Here is an 18,386-nt window from a genome sequence, read left to right on the forward strand (position 1 = left end):
GGTGCGGACGGTCCGCCGTCCGGCGGTGCCCGGGGGACCGGGGCGGGCCGCGGCGGTCCGGTGCCGGTCGGGCGGCCGGGCGGTGTGCCGGCCGTCCCGGTGCGACCGGAGGCGTCGGCCCTGCTGAGGCCGCGTCACCCACGGCGTGGGGCGGCCGCGCGCGGGGCGCGGGGCGCGGCGGGGCACGGTGCGTGGCACGGGCGCGCGCCGTCCACCGGCGGGCGGAGCCCGGCGGGCGGTCCCCGGGGGGGCGGAGCCCGGCCGTCGCGCGGCGATGCCCCCGGCACGGCTCCCCGCGTCCCCTCGCCGCACATCACCGCGCGAGCACCGCCACCGCCCGCGCCCCCCGCACATGCCTCCCGCCGCATCCCCTCGCGCACCGCCCCCTCGCGCACCGCCCTCCCGCGCCTCCTCGCGCACCGTCCCCCGGTGCTCGTGCCGAGCCCCTCCGCCCCCCGGTCCGGAGCGCCCCGCCCGGCCCGGGGCATGCCCGGCGGCCGCCCGGGACCCCGTCACGGCGGCATTCGTGACAGTGGTGTCGGGGGAGTGTGGAGGAGTGGCGCAGGAGTGCCACCCACCCTGGTCCGCCATCTGTCGCCTGTGGTTAACTGGGTTCATGACTGTGCTCGTGACCCGCCCCCATGTGGACCTCGCGCGCGTCACCACCACGGGCTGTATCGCCCGGGGCTGACGCCTCGCCCGGCTTCGCCCCTCCGTGCACCCCGTCTTCCGCCCCGCCGTACGCCCGCTCCGGGCCGGACACCGGGTGCCCCTCCCGCCGTTCCCCGCCGCGCGCGGCCCAGCGCCTTTCCGACGCCCCCACGCCGTCGCTCCGGCACGCCCGTACGGCGATTCCGTCCCCTTTCTCAGTCTTTCTCTCTTTTTCTCGTTTCCTCTCGTTCCTCTCTCGCCCTCGCACGACCGCACAAGGGAGCACCACCATGAGCCAGCCGATCGACTCCGCCACCGAGGGCCGCGCACCCGACGGGGAGTCGGCCGGGCCCGCCGCCCCGGCCTGGTCCTTCGAGACCAAGCAGGTCCACGCCGGTGCCGCGCCGGACCCGACGACCGGCGCCCGGACGACGCCCATCTACCAGACGTCGTCGTTCGTCTTCCGGGACACCCAGCACGCCGCCGACCTCTTCTCGCTCGCCGAGCCCGGCAACATCTACACCCGCATCCACAACCCCACCCAGGACGTCTTCGAGCAGCGCGTCGCCGCGCTGGAGGGCGGCGTGGCGGCGGTGGCGCTCGCGTCCGGACAGGCGGCGCAGACCCTGGCGATCCTGACGCTGGCCGGCTCCGGCGACCACATCGTCTCCAGCGCATCCCTGTACGGCGGCACGTACAACCTGTTCCGCCACACCCTGCCCAAGTTCGGCATCGAGGTGTCCTTCGTCGACGACCCGGACGACCCCGACGCCTGGCGCGCGGCGATCCGCCCCGGCACCAAGGCGCTGTTCGCCGAGACGCTGGGCAACCCGCGCGGCAACGTCCTCGACATCCGGACCGTCGCCGACGTCGCGCACGACGCCGGCGTCCCGCTGATCGTGGACAACACCGTGCCCACGCCGTTCCTGCTGCGCCCCGTCGAGCACGGCGCCGACATCGTCGTCCACTCGGCCACCAAGTTCCTCGGCGGGCACGGGACCACCCTCGGCGGCATCGTCGTCGACGGCGGAACCTTCGACTTCGGCGCCCACCCCGAGCGCTTCCCCGACTTCACCGAGCCCGACCCGAGCTACCACGGACTGCGCTACTGGCCCGCGCTGGGCCCCGGCGCCTTCGCCGTCAAGCTCCGGGTCCAGCTGCTGCGCGACCTCGGGCCCGCCATCGCCCCGCACTCCGCCTTCCTGCTCCTGCAGGGCGTGGAGACGCTCAGCCTGCGCCTGGAGCGGCACTCCTCCAACGCCCAGGCCCTGGCCGAGTGGCTGGAGCAGCGCGACGAGGTGGCCGCCGTCCACTACCCGGGCCTGCCGTCCAACCGCTGGTATGAGGCCGGGCAGCGGTACCTGCCGCGGGGCGCGGGTGCCGTGCTCTCCTTCGAACTGCGCGACGGCATCGAGGCCGGCAAGCGGTTCGTGGACGCCGTCGAACTCTTCAGCCACCTCGCGAACATCGGCGATGTGCGCAGCCTCATCATCCACCCGGCGTCCACCACCCACAGCCAGCTCGACGAGGAGCAGCTCGCGGCGTCGGGCGCGGCGCCCGGCCTGGTGCGCCTCTCGGTGGGCATCGAGAACCTCGCCGATCTGAAGGCCGATCTGGAGGCCGGGTTCCGGGCGGCGAAGGGCGCGTCCTGAACACCGTGCCGGCACCCGCGAGGGTCCCCCTCCCGCCGTCCCACGGGGGCTGGCGGGAGGGGGACCCGTCCGGGCGCCGGCAGTGGTACGCGCACGGGACGCCGCTCGCCACGGAGGCGGGCGGCCGACTGCCCGGGGCACGGCTCGCGTTCGAGACCTGGGGACGCCCGGCACCGGACCGCTCCAACGCCGTGCTCGTACTGCACGCCCTCACCGGGGACAGCCATGTCGCCGGGCCCGTCGGCGCGGGCCACCCGTCCCCGGGGTGGTGGGACGGTCTCGTCGGGCCCGGCCGGGCGATCGACACCGACCGCTGGTACGTCGTCGCGCCCAACGTCCTCGGCGGCTGCCAGGGCAGCACCGGACCGTCCTCCCCGGGACCCGGCGGACGGCCCTGGGGCGGCGACTTCCCCTTCCTGACCCAGCGCGACCAGGTGGCCGTCGAGGCCGGCCTCGCGGACGCGCTGGGCATCGACCGCTGGGCCCTGGTGGTGGGCGGCTCGATGGGCGGGATGCGGGCGCTGGAGTGGGCCGTGACGCACCCGGAACGGACGGGCGCGCTCCTGCTGCTGGCCACGGCCGCCGCCGCGAGCGCCGAGCAGATCGCCTGGGCCGGCATCCAGACGCGCGCCATCCGCTCCGACCCGCACTGGCAGGGGGGTCACTACCACGCCACGGGCCGAGGGCCGGACGAGGGGCTGGGACTCGCCCGGCGGATGGCCCACGTCATGTACCGCGGCGAGCCCGAACTCCAGAGCCGGTTCGGCCGCTCGGCGCAGGGCCGGGAGGACCCCTGGGCGGGCGGCAGGTATCAGGTGGGGTCGTATCTCGACCACCATGCCGACAAGCTCGCCCGCCGTTTCGACGCGGGCAGCTACGTGGTCCTCTGCGACGCCATGAACAGTCACGACATCGGCCGCGGCCGGGGTGGCACGGCCGCCGCGCTGCGCCGGGTGACCGCCCCGGCCCTGGTCGCCGGGGTCGACTCCGACCGGCTCTACCCGCTCTACCAGCAGGCGGAGTTGGCGTCGGGCATCGGCACGGCCGACGATCTGCGGATCATCGGGTCCCCCTACGGCCACGACGGCTTCCTCCTGGAGACCGAGCAGGTCGCCGCGCTGGTGGCGGAGCTCCTGCCCTGACCGGCCGCCGCGCGCGGCGGTGAGGGTGCGGGCGGGGCGCCTTGAACGAGGCGGCCGGGTGCGCACCCCGCGCCGCGTGGGCGGCGCGGCGCCCCGAGGGCCGGCCGGGCCGCGCGCCGCCGAGCGGGGGTCGGCGGGCCGCGGACGTGGCGCGCCGCCGCCCGCCCGGAGGGAGCGGCGGGAGCGCGCCCCGGCCCCTGCCGCCGTCACCGCCGCCGTCACCGAAGCGGGACCGGCCCGACCGGTCGGCGGGGAGCGGCCCCGAGGTGACCCGGGAGCGGCCCGGGGGCTGGGCTGAGACCGGGGATGGGTACGCTGCCGACGACAGCGGGCGACGCCCGGGGCCCGGCGCCCCTGCCGACGCCGATCCGACGACCGACCCGAGGCCCCGCCCATGCCAGCGCGCCACCCCACCGGCCCCGCCCGGGCGTCCGGTGTGCCGCGCGTCCTGGGCGCCGGAGCCCCGGCGGTGCTGTGCGTCCTGCTCCCGCTCGCCGGACACCTGCTGGACCGCTGCCACGCGCCGCGCTGGATCCTCGCCGCCGCCGTCGTGTCGGCCGCCGTGCCCGGCGCGGTGCTGCTGACCCGGCGGCGGCTCTCGGACGCCCAGGCGATCGGGGTCCTGCTGGCCGCGCAGCTCGCCGCCGACCTGGCCTACACGCTTCCCGGTGCCTGCCGGGCGATGACGGGGGGTCAGAGGGCGGCGCCGGGCCCGCTGGCCCTGACGGGGCACGCGGCCGAGGGCGGGCCCCCGGCCGGGGTGCTGTTCGCCGGGCATCTGATCACCCTGCTCATCGCCGCCCGGCTGCTGGGCTGCGCCGAGCCGCTGAGGGGGCGCAGCGGGTCGCTGCCGGCGCTCGCGCGCCGTCTGCTGCGGCGCGTCCGGGCCGTGCTCGGCCGGGTCCCCGGCACCGGTCCGCGGGTGACCGCGCGGACCGGTGCCGCGGTGCTGCGGTCGGCCGTCCTGGCGCGGCGCGGCGGCGGCCGGGCGCCGCCCGCGCGGGGACGCGTGCTCCCCGGCCCGCTCCGGCCGCTGCCGTACGGCGTTCCGTCGCCGCCCTGACGGGCAGTGGGGCGGACCCGCGCGGCGCGGTGCCCGGCGTTCCCGGTGGCCCGTGCCCCGCCGACGCGGGACCACGGGGACGCCGGAGCGGGTGAGGGCCGGAGGCGGCCCGGAGACGCCCCGAGGTGTCTCCCGGGGGCCGCGACGGGAGTCCCCGCGCCGATGGGTGCGCCGCACGCCCTCCGTCGGACGGGCCGCCCGCGCCACGCCCCCCACCCCGACCCGACCCGACCACCGTCCCGTGGGCGCGGCGGCGCCCACCCCGCCCACGCGGTCCCGGCCCCGTGCCGCCGCACGGCCGCACGGACCGCCGTCCCTCACCACCGCCCTCCCGCGCGCCCGGCCCGTACAGGCCGTACGGCCCCGGCAGATGCCCAAACCGGTGCCGTGGCCGCCGCGAGGCCGGCCGCGGCCCGGCCCGTGCCGCCGTCCCCCTCCGACGCCATGAAGAAGGAACCATGAAGAGGCTCACCAGACACCTCGTCGTCGCCGCCGTCCTGCTCGCCGGATTCGCCGCCGCCCTCGGCTCCTATCTGCTGCTCGCCCCCGAGGACCGGCGCGACCGGGGCGGATCGGACGTCGGCCCCGCCGCCCAGGCCGTCCCGGTGCGGGAGAACAGCCACCGGCTCACCGACCCCGCTTCCGGCGAACTGACCCTCGTGGAGTTCCTGGACTTCGAGTGCGAGGCGTGCGCGGCCTACTTCCCGGTTGTCGAGAAGCTCCGCGAGGAGTACGGGGACCGGGTGACCTTCGTCGCCCGCTACTTCCCGATGCCCGGCCACCGCAACGGCGAGCCCGCCGCCCGCGCCGCCGAGGCCGCCGCGCGGCAGGGCCGGTTCGAGGAGATGTACACCAAGCTGTTCACCACGCAGAAGGAGTGGGGCGAGTCGAAGGAGTGGAAGGAGGACGTCTTCCGGGGGTACGCCGAGCAACTCGGCCTGGACATGAAGCGGTTCGACCGGGACATGGCCGACCCGGAGACCGCCGGACGCGTCCAGGAGGACCAGCGCGACGGACTCGGACTGGGCGTCCAGGGCACGCCCACCTTCTTCCTCGACGGCCGCCGCGTCGCCAACCCCGGCTCGTACGAGGAGTTCAGGGCGCTCATCGAGGAGGGACTCGCGCGCTGACGAGGTGACCCGGTGACCCGGTGACCCGGTGACCCGGTGACCCGGTGACGGTGACGGTGACGGTGACGGCGACGCCCGGCCTCGCCCGGTGACGGCGCCGCCCCTCCCGCGGTGCCCCGGGTCCGCCACCGCCGCCCCGTCGTTCACCCGATGCGGTGAACGGTGTCGGCGGGCTCCGGCGGCCCCCGCCACCCCCGCCGGTGCCCGTCGCCACCCGCCCCGGCCAGGGACGCCACCGTCCGGACCGGAACCGGCCCCGTCGCGCGGCACCGTGACCGGAGGGCAGCCCGCGCTCCACGGACGCGGACCTCGTGCAGTCGGTGCACTACGTTCTGTGTCCGTGGTGACGGGCATCGTTCGAGGACGCCGCCGCTCGGGGCCCCCGGCCGGAGCGGTGCTGGCGCTGCTGCTCGCCGCCCTGCTGCACGTCCTGGTCTGCGCCCACGGCCCGGCGTCCGCGAGCGCGGCGCCCGCCGCGGACACCCCGCTCGCCGCCCCGCTCCTCTGCGGGCAGCCGTCCGGACCGCACCCGGCGCTCCACTCGCACGCGCCCGTGGACGAACACCGGACGCCCTGCCGGGAGGCGGGCGAACCCACGGCGGCCCAGCCCTCCCGGGACACCGCCCCGTCCCTCCTCCTGGCCCAGAGCCTTCTCCCCGCCCTCCTGGGCGCGCTCCCGGCGGCCGGTCCGCAGCCGCTCCGTCCGCCGCTCCCCGCGCCGCCGCCCGCTCCCTCGGCGGGCGACCGGCGGGCCCTGCTCGGCGTCCGGCGGACCTGACCGGCCCCGCCGCCGTGCCCGCCGACGCGGCGCGGCGGCCGACCGGCCCCGTCCGTTCCCCCACGCACCACCGGCCGCCCGGCGCGCCGGTGGCAGGAGAAGCACGCCATGACATCCCTGACCCGCACCGCCGTCCCGGACGGCCCCGCGCAGCCGGCGGACACCGCCAGGCGCCCCCTGCACACCCCCGCCGGACTGGTCGGCGACACCCCCGTCCTGCGGATCGGCGAGCCCTTCACCGCCGCCGGGCGCGGCTTCTGGGCCAAGCTGGAGGGCCACAACCCCGGCGGCATCAAGGACCGCACGGCCCTGTACATGGTGCGCGCCGCCCGGGAGCGCGGAGCGCTCGTCCCCGGGGCCCGCATCGTCGAGTCCACCTCGGGCACCCTCGGTCTCGGTCTGGCGCTGGCCGGGGCCGCCTACGGCCATCCGGTCACCGTCGTCACCGACCCCGGCACGGAGCCGCTGATGACCGGTCTGCTCACGGCCCACGGCGCCACCGTCGACGTGGTCGCCGCGCCGTGCCCCACCGGCGGCTGGCAGCGGGCCCGCCGCGACCGCGTCCGGGAGATCCTCGCGGGAGAGCCCGGCGCCTGGTGCCCCGACCAGTACCACAACCCCGACAACGTGGCCGCCTACGCCCCGCTCGCCCGTGAACTCGCCGCCCAGCTCGGCCGGATCGACACCCTGGTCGTCTCCGTGGGCACCGGCGGCCACTCCGCGGGCATCGCCTCCGTGCTGCGGGTCCCCTTCCCCGCGCTGCGCGTCGTGGGGGTCGACACCACCGGCTCCACGATCTTCGGCCAGCCCGCGGCCCGGCGGCTGATGCGCGGTCTGGGCAGCAGCATCCACCCCCGCAACGTGGCCTACGGCCTCTTCGACGAGGTCCACTGGGTCGCGGCACCCGAAGCGGTGTGGGCCGCCCGGCGGCTGGCCCGGGACCACTACGCCACCGGGGGGTGGAGCGTCGGCGCGGTGGCCCTCGTCGCCCGCTGGCTGGCCCGCCGCTCCCCGGCCGACGACCGGGTCGTGGCCGTCTTCCCCGACGGCCCGCAGCGCTACGTGGGCACGGTGTTCGACGACGGCTACGGCCGGGCCCACGGACTGCTCGGCCGAACCCCCGCCGACGATCCGGACGAGATCGCCCACCCCGCCGAGCGGGTGGTCACCCGCTGGACGCGCTGCACCACCGTCGTCGACCCGCTCGGCGGCGCCGGCGGGCACGACGGGACCGGCACGGCGGCCGCGGGAGCGGTCCGGTGAGGCACCTCTGGCGGCAGACCCGCTCCTTCCCGCCCGCCGCGCGGCTGCTGATGGCCAACCAGTTCGCCATCAACCTCGCCTTCTACATGCTCATGCCCTACCTGGCGGCCCATCTCTCCGGCGGACTCGGCCTGGCGGCCTGGGCGGTGGGGCTGGTGCTCGGCGTGCGCAACTTCTCCCAGCAGGGCATGTTCCTGATCGGGGGCACGCTCGCCGACCGCTACGGCTGCAAGGCGCCCATCATGGCGGGCTGCCTGCTGCGCACCCTCGGCTTCGGCCTCCTCGGCTGGGTCGACCAACTGCCCGCCCTCGTCGCCGCGTCGGCCGCGACCGGCTTCGCGGGGGCGCTGTTCAACCCGGCCGTCCGCGCCTATCTGGCCGCCGAGGCGGGGGAGCGGCGGGTGGAGGCGTTCGCCACCTTCAACGTCTACTACCAGGGCGGCATGCTGCTCGGACCGCTCGTCGGACTCGCTCTGCTGGCCGCCGACTTCCGGCTGGTGTGCACCGCGGCCGCCGCCGTCTTCGCGGTGCTGACCGCGCTCCAGGCGCGGGCCCTGCCGGCCCGCCACGGCGACCGCGCGGACGGCGCCCGCGAGGGCGTGCTCCGCCAGTGGCGCACCGTCGTCGCCAACCGCCCCTTCCTGCTGTTCGCGGCCGCGATGACCGGCTCGTACGTGCTGGCCTTCCAGGTCTACCTGGCCCTGCCACTGGCCGCGTCCGACGCGCTCGGTCCGCGCGGTACGCAGGTCACGAGCGCGCTCTTCGTCGTCTCGGCGGCCGTCTCGGCCGTCGGCCAACTCCGCCTGACCGCCTGGGTGAAGGAGCGCTGGCGGCCGAGCGGGGCGCTGGCCCGGGGGCTGGTCCTGATGGGGCTGGCGTTCGTGCCGCCGCTGCTCGCGCCGCCGGGGCACGCCGTCGCCACCGCCGGCTGCCTGCTGCTGGCCGTGGCGCTGCTGGCGGTGGGGGCCGCCGTGGTCTACCCGTTCGAGATGGACACCGTCGTCACGCTCTCCGGGAACCGGCTGGTGGGCACCCACTACGGGCTCTACAACACCGTCTCCGGACTGGGTGTCACCCTCGGCAACCTCGGCACCGGCGCCCTCTGGGACGCCGCCGGGCGGTACGACGCCCGCTGGCCGGCCTGGGCCGCGCTGACCGCCACCGGGCTGGGCTGCGCGGCGGCGGTCGGCGCGCTCGCCCGCACGGGCCGCCTGGTGCCCCGCCGGACGGACCCGGTCGCCGCCTGAAATCCGGCCGGGGCGCGACGCCCGTCTCCTCCCGGCTCCCGCGATACGGGCGGCTTCGCGGGGGCCGCCCCCACCCGGCCCGGTGGGGGCCACCGGTCCGGTAGCACCGCGACCGGGACACCGGTACCCGGCGTTCCCGGCCGCCGGCCCGCGGCTCCCCGCGGTCCCGGACCGGGTGAAACGGCGGTGGCGCGGGCGGTGCCTGCGTAGCCTGTGACGGCCCCGTGTGCCACAAGTTCCCGGCGGGGCCGTCTTCTTGAGAGGCCGACAATGACCAGCAGCACATGGATACGTCGTCTGCGCCCGGCCGCGTCCGGCACCGCGCAGTTGCTCTGCTTCCCCCACGCCGGCGGCGCCGTCAACGCGTACGGCGGGCTCGCCCGCGCCCTGGACCCCGGTGCCGAGGTGTTCGCGGTGCAGTACCCGGCCCGGCAGGACCGGCTCGGGGAGCCCCCCGCCCGGGACTTCGGCGAGATCGTCGACCGGGTGCTGGCGGAACTGCCCGGGCACCGCGACCCCGGCAGGCCGCTGGCCCTGTTCGGGCACAGCATGGGCGCGCTGCTGGCGTTCGAGACGGCCCGCGCCCTCCAGCGGACCGGGGCCGCCGACGGACCCGTCCACCTCTTCCTCTCCGGCCGGGCCTCGCCCTCCCTCGGCCCGCGCGCGAGCGACTTCCAGGAGGGCGACGCCGCCCTGCTGGCCGAGATACGCCGCCTCGGTGGCATGGACCCGCGCCTCCTGAGCGAGCCGGGCATCCTCGACCTGATCATGCCGCCGGTCCGGGCCGACTACCGGCTGCTCGGACAGTACGTCTGGGACCGGGGCACCCTGCGGGACCTGCCCGTCACCGTCCTGGTCGGCGAGGACGACCCGATCGTCCGGGTGGACCAGGCCGACCAGTGGCGGGGCCTCACCTCCGGCCCCGGCCGCACCCTCGCCCTCCCCGGGGGCCACTTCTTCCTCGACCAGCAGATCGAGCGGGTCGCCGCGGCCGTCACGGAGGCCCTGGCGGGTGCCCCGGCCGCGCCGCCCGCCGCCGGGGACCCGGCCGGACGGGGCCGCCCGCTGCCCCGGTGACCCCGCCGCCGGTAGGGGCGCACGGCCCGGCGGGACCGCCCCCGCGCTCCCGCCGGCCGCCGTACCGGTGAACCGGACCGCCCGGCGGGTGTCGCGCACGGCTTCCCCAGGCTCCCGGCGACGGAAACGTCGTCGCAGGTCAGGGGCCTGTTAATGAAGATGGCAACGGTCACCGATGCAGCCTTTGCCCCTTTCTTCGGGTTGTGGTTCCCTGCTGGCGGCAAGAGGGTCCGACCGAGGAGGGGAACCGGAGTCATGGGGCACGGTCACAGTCACGGCACGGGTGGTCACGCGGGCGGGAAGCACCGGTGGCGGCTCGCCGTCTCCTTCGGGCTGATCGCGTCGTACTTCGTGGTGGAGCTGGCGTACGGACTGCTGTCGGGATCGCTGGCGCTGCTCTCCGACGCCGGGCACATGGCCGCCGACGTGGTGGCGCTCGGCGCGGCCCTGGTCGCCACCCGGGTGGCGACCAGGCCCGACCGGACCGGACGGCGCACCTACGGCTCGTACCGGGCGGAGGTGTTCGCCTCCCTGCTGTCGGTGCTGCTGATGCTCGGCGTCTCGGCCTACGTCGTGATCGAGGCCATCGGCCGGATCGGCAGCACCGCCGAGGTGTCCTCGGGACCGATGATGGTGGTCGGCGGCATCGGCCTGGTGATCAACCTCGTCGCCCTCGCCCTGCTGCGGTCCGGCGCCTCCGAGAGCCTCAACGTCAAGGGCGCCTACCTGGAGGTCGTGGCCGACACCGCCGGATCCGTCGGGGTGGTCATCGCCGGCTGGCTGGTGGCGACGACCGGACAGCCCGTGTGGGACACCGTCATCGCCCTGGCCATCGGCGCCTTCGTCGCGGTCCGCGCCGTGGCCCTGGGCCGCGAGGTGTTCGCGGTGCTCGGCCAGCACGCCCCGGCGGGCATGGAACCGGCCGAGGTCGCGGCCGACCTGGAGGCCGTGGAGGGCGTCAAGGAGGTCCACGACCTGCACCTGTGGACCCTCACCTCGGGAATGAACGTGGCCACGGCGCATCTGGTGGCCGAGGAGGGCTCCGACGACCACGCCGTCCTGGACCGGGCGCGCGACGTCCTGCGCGACCGCCACGGGGTCGAGCACGCCACCCTCCAGATCGAACCCCTCGACCACAGCGGCTGCGAGAAGGTCGGCTGGTGACCACCGGTGCCCCCGCGGACCCGCGGGGGCACCGGGCTCAGGCCGCCCCGTCCCGCTCCGGCACGAGCCGCTGCTCGGACCAGATCGTCTTGTCCCGGCGGGTGTGGCGCACCCCCCAGCGGGAGCTGAGCCGCATCACGATGAACAGACCCCGCCCGCCCTCGTCGCCCTCCCGGGCGTGCCGCAGGTGCGGCGCCGCGCCGTTGGCGTCGGTGACCTCCGACAGCAGGCGGTCCCCGTCGAGGATCAGCCGCAGCCGGATCGGGCCCTTCCCGTGCAGGATGGCGTTGGTCACCAGTTCGCTGACGATCAGCTCGGTGTCGGACGCAGCCCCGGACAGCCCCCACGCCGAGAGCTGCTGCTCCACCAGCCGCCGTGCCGTCGCCACCACCGAACCGTCGGTGGGCAGCGTCCACACCGTGACGTGCTCCTGCGGCAGCGCCCGGGTGCGGGCGAGCAGCAGCACCGCGTCGTCGTCGCGCGGCGGGGCCAGCGCGTACAGGGCGGTGTCGGCCAGCTCCGCGAGCGAGCGGTCCATCGGCGCCAGGAAGTTCTCCAGCCTCCGCCGCCGGCAGGACTCGTCGGGCCCGCAGGCGGCCACCAGCCCGTCGGTGTAGAGCGCCAGCAGACTGCCCGGGGCCAGTTGCACCGACACCGGGGTGTACCCGCCCCCGCCGCCCGCGCCCAGCGCCGGCCCCTCCGGCACCTCCACCGCCACCGGCGCGCCCTGCGGGTCCAGCACCACCGGGGCGGGATGCCCGGCGCGGAGCAGGACGCAGGTGAGCGTGACGGGGTCGTAGACCGCCACCGCGCAGGTCGCCACGTACGCGGGCGAGGCGTCCGGCGGTTCGGTGCCGATGATCGCCGCCACCTCGTCGAGGTGGGTGAACAGCTCGTCCGGCTCCAGGTCCTGCGACGCCAGCCCGCGCAGCGCGATCCGCAACTGCCCCATGGTGGCGGCGGCCTCGATGCCGTGCCCGGTCACGTCCCCGACCACCAGCGCGACCCGCGCCCCCGACAGCGGGACCACGTCGAACCAGTCGCCGCCCGCGCTCTCCGGCAGGTACACCTGGGCGGTCTCCACGGCCGACAGCTCCGGGGCGGGCCGCGGTTGCAGCCGGTGCTGGAGCGCCGAGGCGATGGTGTGCTCGCGGTGGTAGGCGCGGGCGTTGTCCAGATGCGCGGCGGCGGCCAGCGCCGCCTGCCGGGCCAGGTCCAGATCCGCCTCCCCGAAGGCGTCTGTGCGCAGGGTCCGGCAGAGCGTCAGCAGCCCCAGCACCTCGTCCCGCACCCGCAGCGGCGCCACGATCACCGAATGGACGCCCGCCTCCACCAGCGGCGCGAACCGCTCCGGGTCCGTGCGCAGCCAGGGGGTGTCGGCGGAGAGCGTCAGCAGCCGGGCCCGCGCGTCGTTGAGCACCTGGGTGAAGGGCGTCGGGAAGGGGAAGGGGCGGCCGCCCCCGCGGTCCGGCGGCCGGGCCGACTCGGGCGCGTGCCCGGCCACGCGCAACGCGGTGTCGGCGGGCAGCGGGCCCCGCCGGGCGGCGCCCCCGCCCCCGGCGGCGTCGGAGAGGTGCACGAAGGCCGCCTCGGCGAACCCGGGCGCCAGTGCCCGGGCCAGCTCACCGGCGGTCGACCGCTCGTCGAGCGTGGACCCGACGGTGCGGTGCACCCGGCTGAGCACGGCCAGCCGGTCGGCCGCGGCCTGCCGCTCGGTGACGTCCTCCAGCACCGCCACCAGGCCCAGCACCCCGCCGTCCGCGTCGTTCAGCCGGAACAGCGACACCTCGACGGCCAGCGTGTGCCGCGGCCGGGTGGGGGTCGAGCCCCGTACCAGATGGTCCCGCAGCGGCTCCCCGGTGGCGAGCACCTCCCGGGCCAGCCCGGTCAGCTCGGCGGCGGGGAACCCGGGGGCGAACTCCCCGACCGTGTGACCGACCACCTCCTCGGCCGACAGCCGCCGCATCGCCCGCGCGGACGGATTGAACCGGACGACCCGCAGCTCCGTGTCGAGGACGAACAGCCCCTGGGGCGACTGGCTGAACAGCGCGCTCAGGACCATCGAGTCATCGGCCCCGGAAGCCTCCACGCGACGCTCCTCTCCCGGCCGCCCACTCCACTCCACTCCACCCTCCCGGACCCGGTGCCCGGGGCAACCCGGCGCGCGCCGCACGGGGTACCGCGCCGCCTGCCGGGCCCGCCGGGTGCCCCGCCCCCCGGGCGTAAACCGGCACCTCCCCGGCGTGGTCCTGCGACGGGCGCCCCGGCCCGCGGATACCCTCCGCCGCATGGCGGTGCAGCAGAGGACCGGACCGCCGCACCGGGATCCGGAGCGGCACCGCGCGAACCGCGCACCCGGGCGCGCCCTGGTGCGCTGGACGACCACGACCGACCACAAGGTGATCGGCAACCTCTATCTGGTGACCTCCTTCGGCTTCTTCCTCTTCGGAGGGGTCCTCGCCCTGCTGATGCGCGCCGAACTCGCCCGCCCCGGACTCCAGTTGTTCACCGCGTACCAGTACAACCAGCTCTTCACCGTGCACGGCACGGTCATGATGCTGCTGTTCGCCACCCCGCTGTTCGCCGGGTTCGCCAACGCCGTGATGCCGCTCCAGATCGGCGCTCCCGACATGGCCTTCCCCCGGCTCAACGCCCTGTCCTACTGGATGTACCTGTTCGGCGGGCTGGTGGTGCTCGCCGGTCTGCTGACCCCGTCGGGCGCGGCCTCGTTCGGCTGGTTCGCCTACGCGCCGCTCAACGGCGCCGCCTTCACCCCCGGGCCGGGCGGCGACCTGTGGACCATGGGCCTGGTGGTCAGCGGCGTGTCGACCACCCTCACCGCCGTCAACTTCGTCACCACGATCCTGTGCCTGCGCGCCCCCGGCATGACCATGTTCCGGATGCCGATCTTCACCTGGAACGTGCTGTTCACCTCGATCCTGGTGCTGCCCGCCTTCCCCGTCCTCACCGCCGCGCTGCTCGCGCTGGAGGCGGACCGCGCGCTGGGCGCCCACGTCTTCGACGCGGCGAACGGCGGGGCCCTGCTGTGGCAGCACCTGTTCTGGTTCTTCGGCCACCCCGAGGTGTACATCGTCGCGCTGCCGTTCTTCGGGATCGTCTCCGAGATCATCCCGGTCTTCAGCCGCAAGCCCGTCTTCGGCTACACCAGCCTGGTCGGCGCCACCATCGCCATCACCATGCTCTCCGCCGTGGTGTGGGCCCACCACATGTTCGCCACCGGCGCGGTGCTGCTCCCGTTCTTCTCCGCCATGTCGTTCCTCATCGCGGTGCCGACCGGGGTGAAGTTCTTCAACTGGATCGGCACCATGGTCCACGGCTCGCTGTCCTTCGAGACCCCCATGCTCTGGGCGACGGGGTTCCTGGTGACCTTCCTGCTCGGCGGGATGAGCGGGGTCCTCATCGCCTCCCCGCCGCTGGACTTCCCGCTGACGGACTCGTACTTCATCGTCGCCCACCTGCACTACGTGCTGTTCGGGACGGTCGTCTTCGCGATGTTCGCCGGCTTCTACTTCTGGTGGCCCAAGCTCACCGGCCGGATGCTCGACGAACGCCTCGGGAAGATCCACTTCTGGACCCTCTTCACCGGCTTCCAGACCACCTTCCTCGTCCAGCACTGGCTGGGGGAGCGCGGCATGCCCCGCCGCTACGCCGACTACCTGGCCTCCGACGGCTTCACCGCGCTCAACACCGTCAGTACCATCGGCTCCCTGCTGCTCGGCCTGTCCGTCTTGCCGTTCCTCCACAACGTGTGGCGCACCCACCAGTACGGCGCCCGCGTCGAGCAGGACGACCCCTGGGGCTACGGCCGCTCCCTCGAATGGGCCACCTCCTGCCCGCCGCCGCGCCACAACTTCACCGCCCTGCCGCGCATCCGCTCCGAGTCCCCGGCGTTCGACCTCCACCACCCCGGCGTCGGCCGGACCGGGGAGAGGGACGCGCGGTGAGGACCGAGGCCCGGCTGTTCACCGGCGTCGCGGTGTTCTTCGCCTCCTCCGCCGTCCTGTACGGCTGGTGGTCCGCCGAACCCGTCGGCACCGTCGCCCTGACCGTCGCCTTCCTGATGGCCCTGGTCATCGCCTTCTTCCTGCGGGTGCAGCACCACAGGCACGGCACGGGTCCCCAGGACCGGGGCGACGCCGAGACGGCCGACGGCACCGGACCGCTGGGCTTCTTCGCCCCGCACAGCCCCTGGCCCCTCGCCGTCGCGCTCGGGGCGGCCGTCGTCGCCCTCGGCGTCGTGTTCGGCCTCTGGCTCGCCCTGATCGGCTGCGGCCTGCTCGCGCTCGCCGTCCCGGCCCTGGTCCTCCAGTACGCGGGGCGCGGCACCCGGCACCGCGACGCGCCGCCACCGCCGCCGGGTCCCTGAGAACGGCCCGGTGCCCGGCCCCCGGTCACGGGGCCGGGCACCGGGCCGGACAGCCGGGGCTGGGGGGCCGAGGCGGTGCCTCGCCCCGGTGCCCTCCGCCGGAGGACTCCCCCCCGGGGGACTCAGCGGACGCCGGGGCCGCCGCTGCCGAACGAACCGCTGCCGCCCTCGCTCCACTTGCGCCGGTGCTCCTCGGGAGCGCTGCGGGTGCCCTGGTGGCGCAGTTCGTGCGGCAGTGTCCGGCCGCCGTCGTGCGGCATCTCCTCGGCCTCCCGGTGCTCCCGGATCTCGTGCACCGCCCCGTCGGGCGGCAGCCTCGGCTGCTCGTCCGCCGTGGGCGGCGGCAGTTCCCGGCGCCGTACCCGGCTGCCCAGCGCGAAGGCGCCGATCAGCAGGGCGACCACCACGACGGCCGCGATCACCAGGCCCGCACTCATGGCGCCGGAATCCGCTGCGAGGTCCATCCACGTGTCGGTCATCCGGCGCGGGTACCCCCGGCCCTCCGGGCGATTCCGCCGCCCGCCGCGCACCACCCGCGGCGCGCCGCACACCCGCCGGAGCCGCCCGTGCCGCCCCGGGCGCCGGTCCCGGTCCGGTTTGGCGGCCTGCCCGGGGGCAACCCGGAGGAGGTGACCTCGACGACTTCGCAGCAGGAACTCTTCCGGTTTCTGGAGGACCGCTTCGCGTGCGCGCAGGCGTGCGCCACGTGCGGCAGGTCGTGCGCGCTGCGCGCGAGCCTCGTGGACCCGGACGGGAACGAGGACCAGGAACTCGCCCGGCGCAAGGGCATCATGTGCGCGGAGGTGTGCGACGCCACCTGCCGGGTGCTCTCCGAACAGAACCAGGTGGACGAGGAGGCCATCCGCGTCCAGGTCGAGTGGTGCCGCCAGGTGTGCCTGGAGACCGCCCACGCCTTCGACGGGCAGCCGGACGCCCAGGAGAGCGCCGATGCGTGCCGGGCCTGCGCCCGCGCCTGCGACACCTTCCTGACGACCCTGCGCTGAGCGACGCACCCCGCCACGGCCGCGCGCCCTCGCCACGGCCGGGGCGGGCCGGGGCGTCCCGCCCGCGTCCCGGCGTCCCCCGCGACGCCCCCGGAAGCCTTGGCCGGGCCCCTGCCGCACCGCCCCCGTCCACGTCCGTCCCGCGGGCCCCTGGCTCCCCGTCCCGCCCCGTGCTACCAAGAGCCATGACGCCGCACCCGCACCCGCGCTCCTACGACGCCGTCATCGTCGGCGGTGGCCACAACGGACTGGTCGCCGCCGCCTACCTGGCCCGCGCCGGACGCTCCGTCCTGGTCCTCGAACGGCTCGGGCACACCGGGGGTGCGGCCGTCTCCAGCCGCCCCTTCCCCGGTGTCGACGCCCGGCTGTCCCGGTACTCGTACCTGGTCAGCCTGTTGCCGGACAAGATCGTGCGGGACCTGGGGCTCGACTTCCGGGTCCGCGCCCGCACGGTCTCCTCCTACACGCCCACCGAACGCGACGGCCGCCCCACCGGACTGCTCGTGGGCGGCGGCGAGCGGCGCACCCGCGAGTCCTTCGCCCGGCTCACCGGCTCCGACCGCGAGTACACCGCCTGGCGCCGCTTCTACGCGATGACCGGACACGTCGCCCGCCGGGTCTTCCCCACCCTCACCGAGCCGCTGCCCACCCGGGACGCCCTGCGCCGCCGGATCGACGACGCCGACGCCTGGCGGGCGCTGTTCGAGGAGCCCCTCGGCGTCGCCGTCGAGGAGCGCTTCGCCGACGACCTCGTGCGCGGCGTGGTCCTCACCGACGGCCTGATCGGCACCTTCGCCGACGCCCACGACCCCGGACTGCGCCAGAACCGCTGCTTCCTCTACCACGTCATCGGCGGCGGCACCGGCGCCTGGAACGTCCCCGTCGGCGGCATGGGCGCCCTCACCCGGGCCCTCACCGACGCCGCCCGCGCCGCCGGCGCCGTGATCGCCACCGGCCACGAGGCGGTGCGCCTCGCCACCGACGGCCGCACCGCCGAGGTCACCCACCGCCACGCCGACGGCGAGCACACCACCGCCGCCCGCCACGTCCTGGTCAACGCCTCCCCGCACGAACTGGCCGCCCTGACCGGCGGGACACCGCCGCCGCCCGACGAGGGCGCCCAGCTCAAGGTGAACATGCTGGTCGACCGGCTGCCCGCGCTGCGCGATCCGCTCACCGACCCGCGCGAGGCCTTCGCCGGCACCTTCCACATCGCGGAGGGCTACGGGCAACTGGCCGCCGCCCACGCGCGGGCCGCCGCCGGCGAGCCGCCCGCCGCCCCGCCCTCCGAGATCTACTGCCACTCGCTGACCGATCCGACCATCCTCGCCCCCGACCTGGCCGCCCGGGGCCTGCACACCCTCACCCTGTTCGGCCTGCACACCCCCGCCCGGCTCTTCGCCGACGACCACGACACGACCCGCGACCGCCTGCTGGCGGCGACCCTCGCCCAGCTCGACGCCCACCTCGCCGAGCCGCTCGCGGACTGCCTGGCCACGGACGCCGACGGGCGGCCCTGCATCGAGGCCCGCTCGCCGCTGGACCTGGAGCGCGATCTGCGCCTGCCCGGCGGCCACATCTTCCACCGCGACCTGTCCTGGCCGTACGCCGCCGACGGCGCCGGCCGCTGGGGCGTCGCCACCGAGTGGCCCAACGTGCTGCTGTGCGGGGCGGGCGCGGTGCGCGGCGGAGGGGTGAGCGGCGTACCGGGGCACAACGCCGCCATGGCCGTCCTGGAGGAGCGACCCGGGGACTGACCGGTCCCGGGCGCGCCCGGGACCGTACGACCTCCCGGCCGCGGCGACGGCCGGGCCGCCGGGGACGGCCG

Annotated in this window: 15 protein-coding genes; 13 read left to right on the forward strand and 2 right to left on the reverse strand. The window is 76.2% G+C overall.

All coding sequences use genetic code 11. From position 1 onward, the window contains the following. The first annotated feature begins 941 nt into the window (after positions 1-941). The 9 genes from ACZ7LB_RS10780 (at position 942) to ACZ7LB_RS10820 (ending at position 11,167) form a co-directional block, all read left to right on the forward strand. Positions 942-2,303, forward strand: coding sequence for a bifunctional o-acetylhomoserine/o-acetylserine sulfhydrylase (locus ACZ7LB_RS10780; protein ID WP_471467012.1), 1,362 nt, complete (start codon positions 942-944; stop codon positions 2,301-2,303). After that, entirely contained in the window at positions 2,300-3,445 is a 1,146-nt protein-coding gene (metX, locus tag ACZ7LB_RS10785) for a homoserine O-acetyltransferase MetX (protein ID WP_471467172.1), read from the forward strand. Before ACZ7LB_RS10780 ends, metX begins: the two co-directional genes overlap by 4 nt. A gap of 394 nt (positions 3,446-3,839) precedes the next feature. Further along, positions 3,840-4,508, forward strand: coding sequence for a hypothetical protein (locus tag ACZ7LB_RS10790; protein WP_471467013.1), 669 nt, complete (start codon positions 3,840-3,842; stop codon positions 4,506-4,508). Between the two features lie 458 nt (positions 4,509-4,966). After that, entirely contained in the window at positions 4,967-5,638 is a 672-nt protein-coding gene (locus ACZ7LB_RS10795) for a DsbA family protein (protein WP_471467014.1), read from the forward strand. A 334-nt stretch (positions 5,639-5,972) separates the two neighbouring features. Next, entirely contained in the window at positions 5,973-6,416 is a 444-nt protein-coding gene (locus ACZ7LB_RS10800; RefSeq protein WP_471467015.1) for a hypothetical protein, read from the forward strand. 108 nt (positions 6,417-6,524) lie between these two features. Further along, positions 6,525-7,679, forward strand: coding sequence for a PLP-dependent cysteine synthase family protein (locus tag ACZ7LB_RS10805; protein ID WP_471467017.1), 1,155 nt, complete (start codon positions 6,525-6,527; stop codon positions 7,677-7,679). Next, positions 7,676-8,926 (forward strand): MFS transporter, encoded by a 1,251-nt coding sequence (locus ACZ7LB_RS10810; RefSeq protein WP_471467019.1) that lies wholly within the window; start codon positions 7,676-7,678, stop codon positions 8,924-8,926. The genes ACZ7LB_RS10805 and ACZ7LB_RS10810 overlap by 4 nt, the downstream gene beginning before the upstream one ends. 270 nt (positions 8,927-9,196) lie before the next feature. Continuing rightward, positions 9,197-10,003 (forward strand): thioesterase II family protein, encoded by an 807-nt coding sequence (locus tag ACZ7LB_RS10815; protein WP_471467021.1) that lies wholly within the window; start codon positions 9,197-9,199, stop codon positions 10,001-10,003. Positions 10,004-10,258: 255 nt separating this feature from the next. Then, positions 10,259-11,167: a cation diffusion facilitator family transporter gene (locus tag ACZ7LB_RS10820; protein WP_471467023.1), complete on the forward strand. Its 909-nt coding sequence runs from the start codon at positions 10,259-10,261 to the stop codon at positions 11,165-11,167. Positions 11,168-11,204: 37 nt separating this feature from the next. Here ACZ7LB_RS10820 and ACZ7LB_RS10825 read toward each other — a convergent pair whose 3' ends face one another. Further along, complete coding sequence (locus ACZ7LB_RS10825; protein WP_471467025.1) at positions 11,205-13,256, reverse strand: SpoIIE family protein phosphatase; 2,052 nt, start codon at positions 13,254-13,256, stop codon at positions 11,205-11,207. Positions 13,257-13,455: 199 nt separating this feature from the next. Between ACZ7LB_RS10825 and ctaD the strand changes: the two genes are divergently transcribed. Together ctaD and ctaF are read left to right on the forward strand one after the other, a co-directional pair. Next, complete coding sequence (gene ctaD, locus ACZ7LB_RS10830) at positions 13,456-15,132, forward strand: aa3-type cytochrome oxidase subunit I (protein WP_471467027.1); 1,677 nt, start codon at positions 13,456-13,458, stop codon at positions 15,130-15,132. Next, positions 15,129-15,554 (forward strand): aa3-type cytochrome oxidase subunit IV, encoded by a 426-nt coding sequence (ctaF, locus tag ACZ7LB_RS10835; protein ID WP_471467029.1) that lies wholly within the window; start codon positions 15,129-15,131, stop codon positions 15,552-15,554. The genes ctaD and ctaF overlap by 4 nt, the downstream gene beginning before the upstream one ends. A gap of 122 nt (positions 15,555-15,676) precedes the next feature. Here ctaF and ACZ7LB_RS10840 read toward each other — a convergent pair whose 3' ends face one another. Then, positions 15,677-16,033, reverse strand: a complete 357-nt coding sequence (locus ACZ7LB_RS10840) for a DUF6479 family protein (RefSeq protein WP_471467031.1) — start codon at positions 16,031-16,033, stop codon at positions 15,677-15,679. A gap of 150 nt (positions 16,034-16,183) precedes the next feature. Here ACZ7LB_RS10840 and ACZ7LB_RS10845 point away from each other — a divergent pair, with 150 nt between their 5' ends. Continuing rightward, complete coding sequence (locus ACZ7LB_RS10845; protein ID WP_471467032.1) at positions 16,184-16,558, forward strand: four-helix bundle copper-binding protein; 375 nt, start codon at positions 16,184-16,186, stop codon at positions 16,556-16,558. 185 nt (positions 16,559-16,743) lie between these two features. Beyond that, positions 16,744-18,315, forward strand: coding sequence for a phytoene desaturase family protein (locus ACZ7LB_RS10850; protein ID WP_471467033.1), 1,572 nt, complete (start codon positions 16,744-16,746; stop codon positions 18,313-18,315). The last annotated feature ends 71 nt before the right edge of the window (positions 18,316-18,386 follow it).

This window comes from Streptomyces sp. NPDC107521 (genome assembly GCF_055598485.1).

What these genes read in the sequence shown, in the direction of transcription:
- ACZ7LB_RS10850 (WP_471467033.1), top strand. Translation starts at nt 16,744, where the DNA reads ATGACGCCGCACCCGCACCCGCGCTCCTACGACGCCGTCATCGTCGGC.
- ACZ7LB_RS10820 (WP_471467023.1), top strand. Translation starts at nt 10,259, where the DNA reads ATGGGGCACGGTCACAGTCACGGCACGGGTGGTCACGCGGGCGGGAAG.
- ACZ7LB_RS10795 (WP_471467014.1), top strand. Translation starts at nt 4,967, where the DNA reads ATGAAGAGGCTCACCAGACACCTCGTCGTCGCCGCCGTCCTGCTCGCC.
- ACZ7LB_RS10790 (WP_471467013.1), top strand. Translation starts at nt 3,840, where the DNA reads ATGCCAGCGCGCCACCCCACCGGCCCCGCCCGGGCGTCCGGTGTGCCG.
- ACZ7LB_RS10805 (WP_471467017.1), top strand. Translation starts at nt 6,525, where the DNA reads ATGACATCCCTGACCCGCACCGCCGTCCCGGACGGCCCCGCGCAGCCG.
- ACZ7LB_RS10840 (WP_471467031.1), bottom strand. Translation starts at nt 16,033, where the DNA reads ATGACCGACACGTGGATGGACCTCGCAGCGGATTCCGGCGCCATGAGT.
- ACZ7LB_RS10815 (WP_471467021.1), top strand. Translation starts at nt 9,197, where the DNA reads ATGACCAGCAGCACATGGATACGTCGTCTGCGCCCGGCCGCGTCCGGC.
- ctaD (WP_471467027.1), top strand. Translation starts at nt 13,456, where the DNA reads ATGGCGGTGCAGCAGAGGACCGGACCGCCGCACCGGGATCCGGAGCGG.
- ACZ7LB_RS10780 (WP_471467012.1), top strand. Translation starts at nt 942, where the DNA reads ATGAGCCAGCCGATCGACTCCGCCACCGAGGGCCGCGCACCCGACGGG.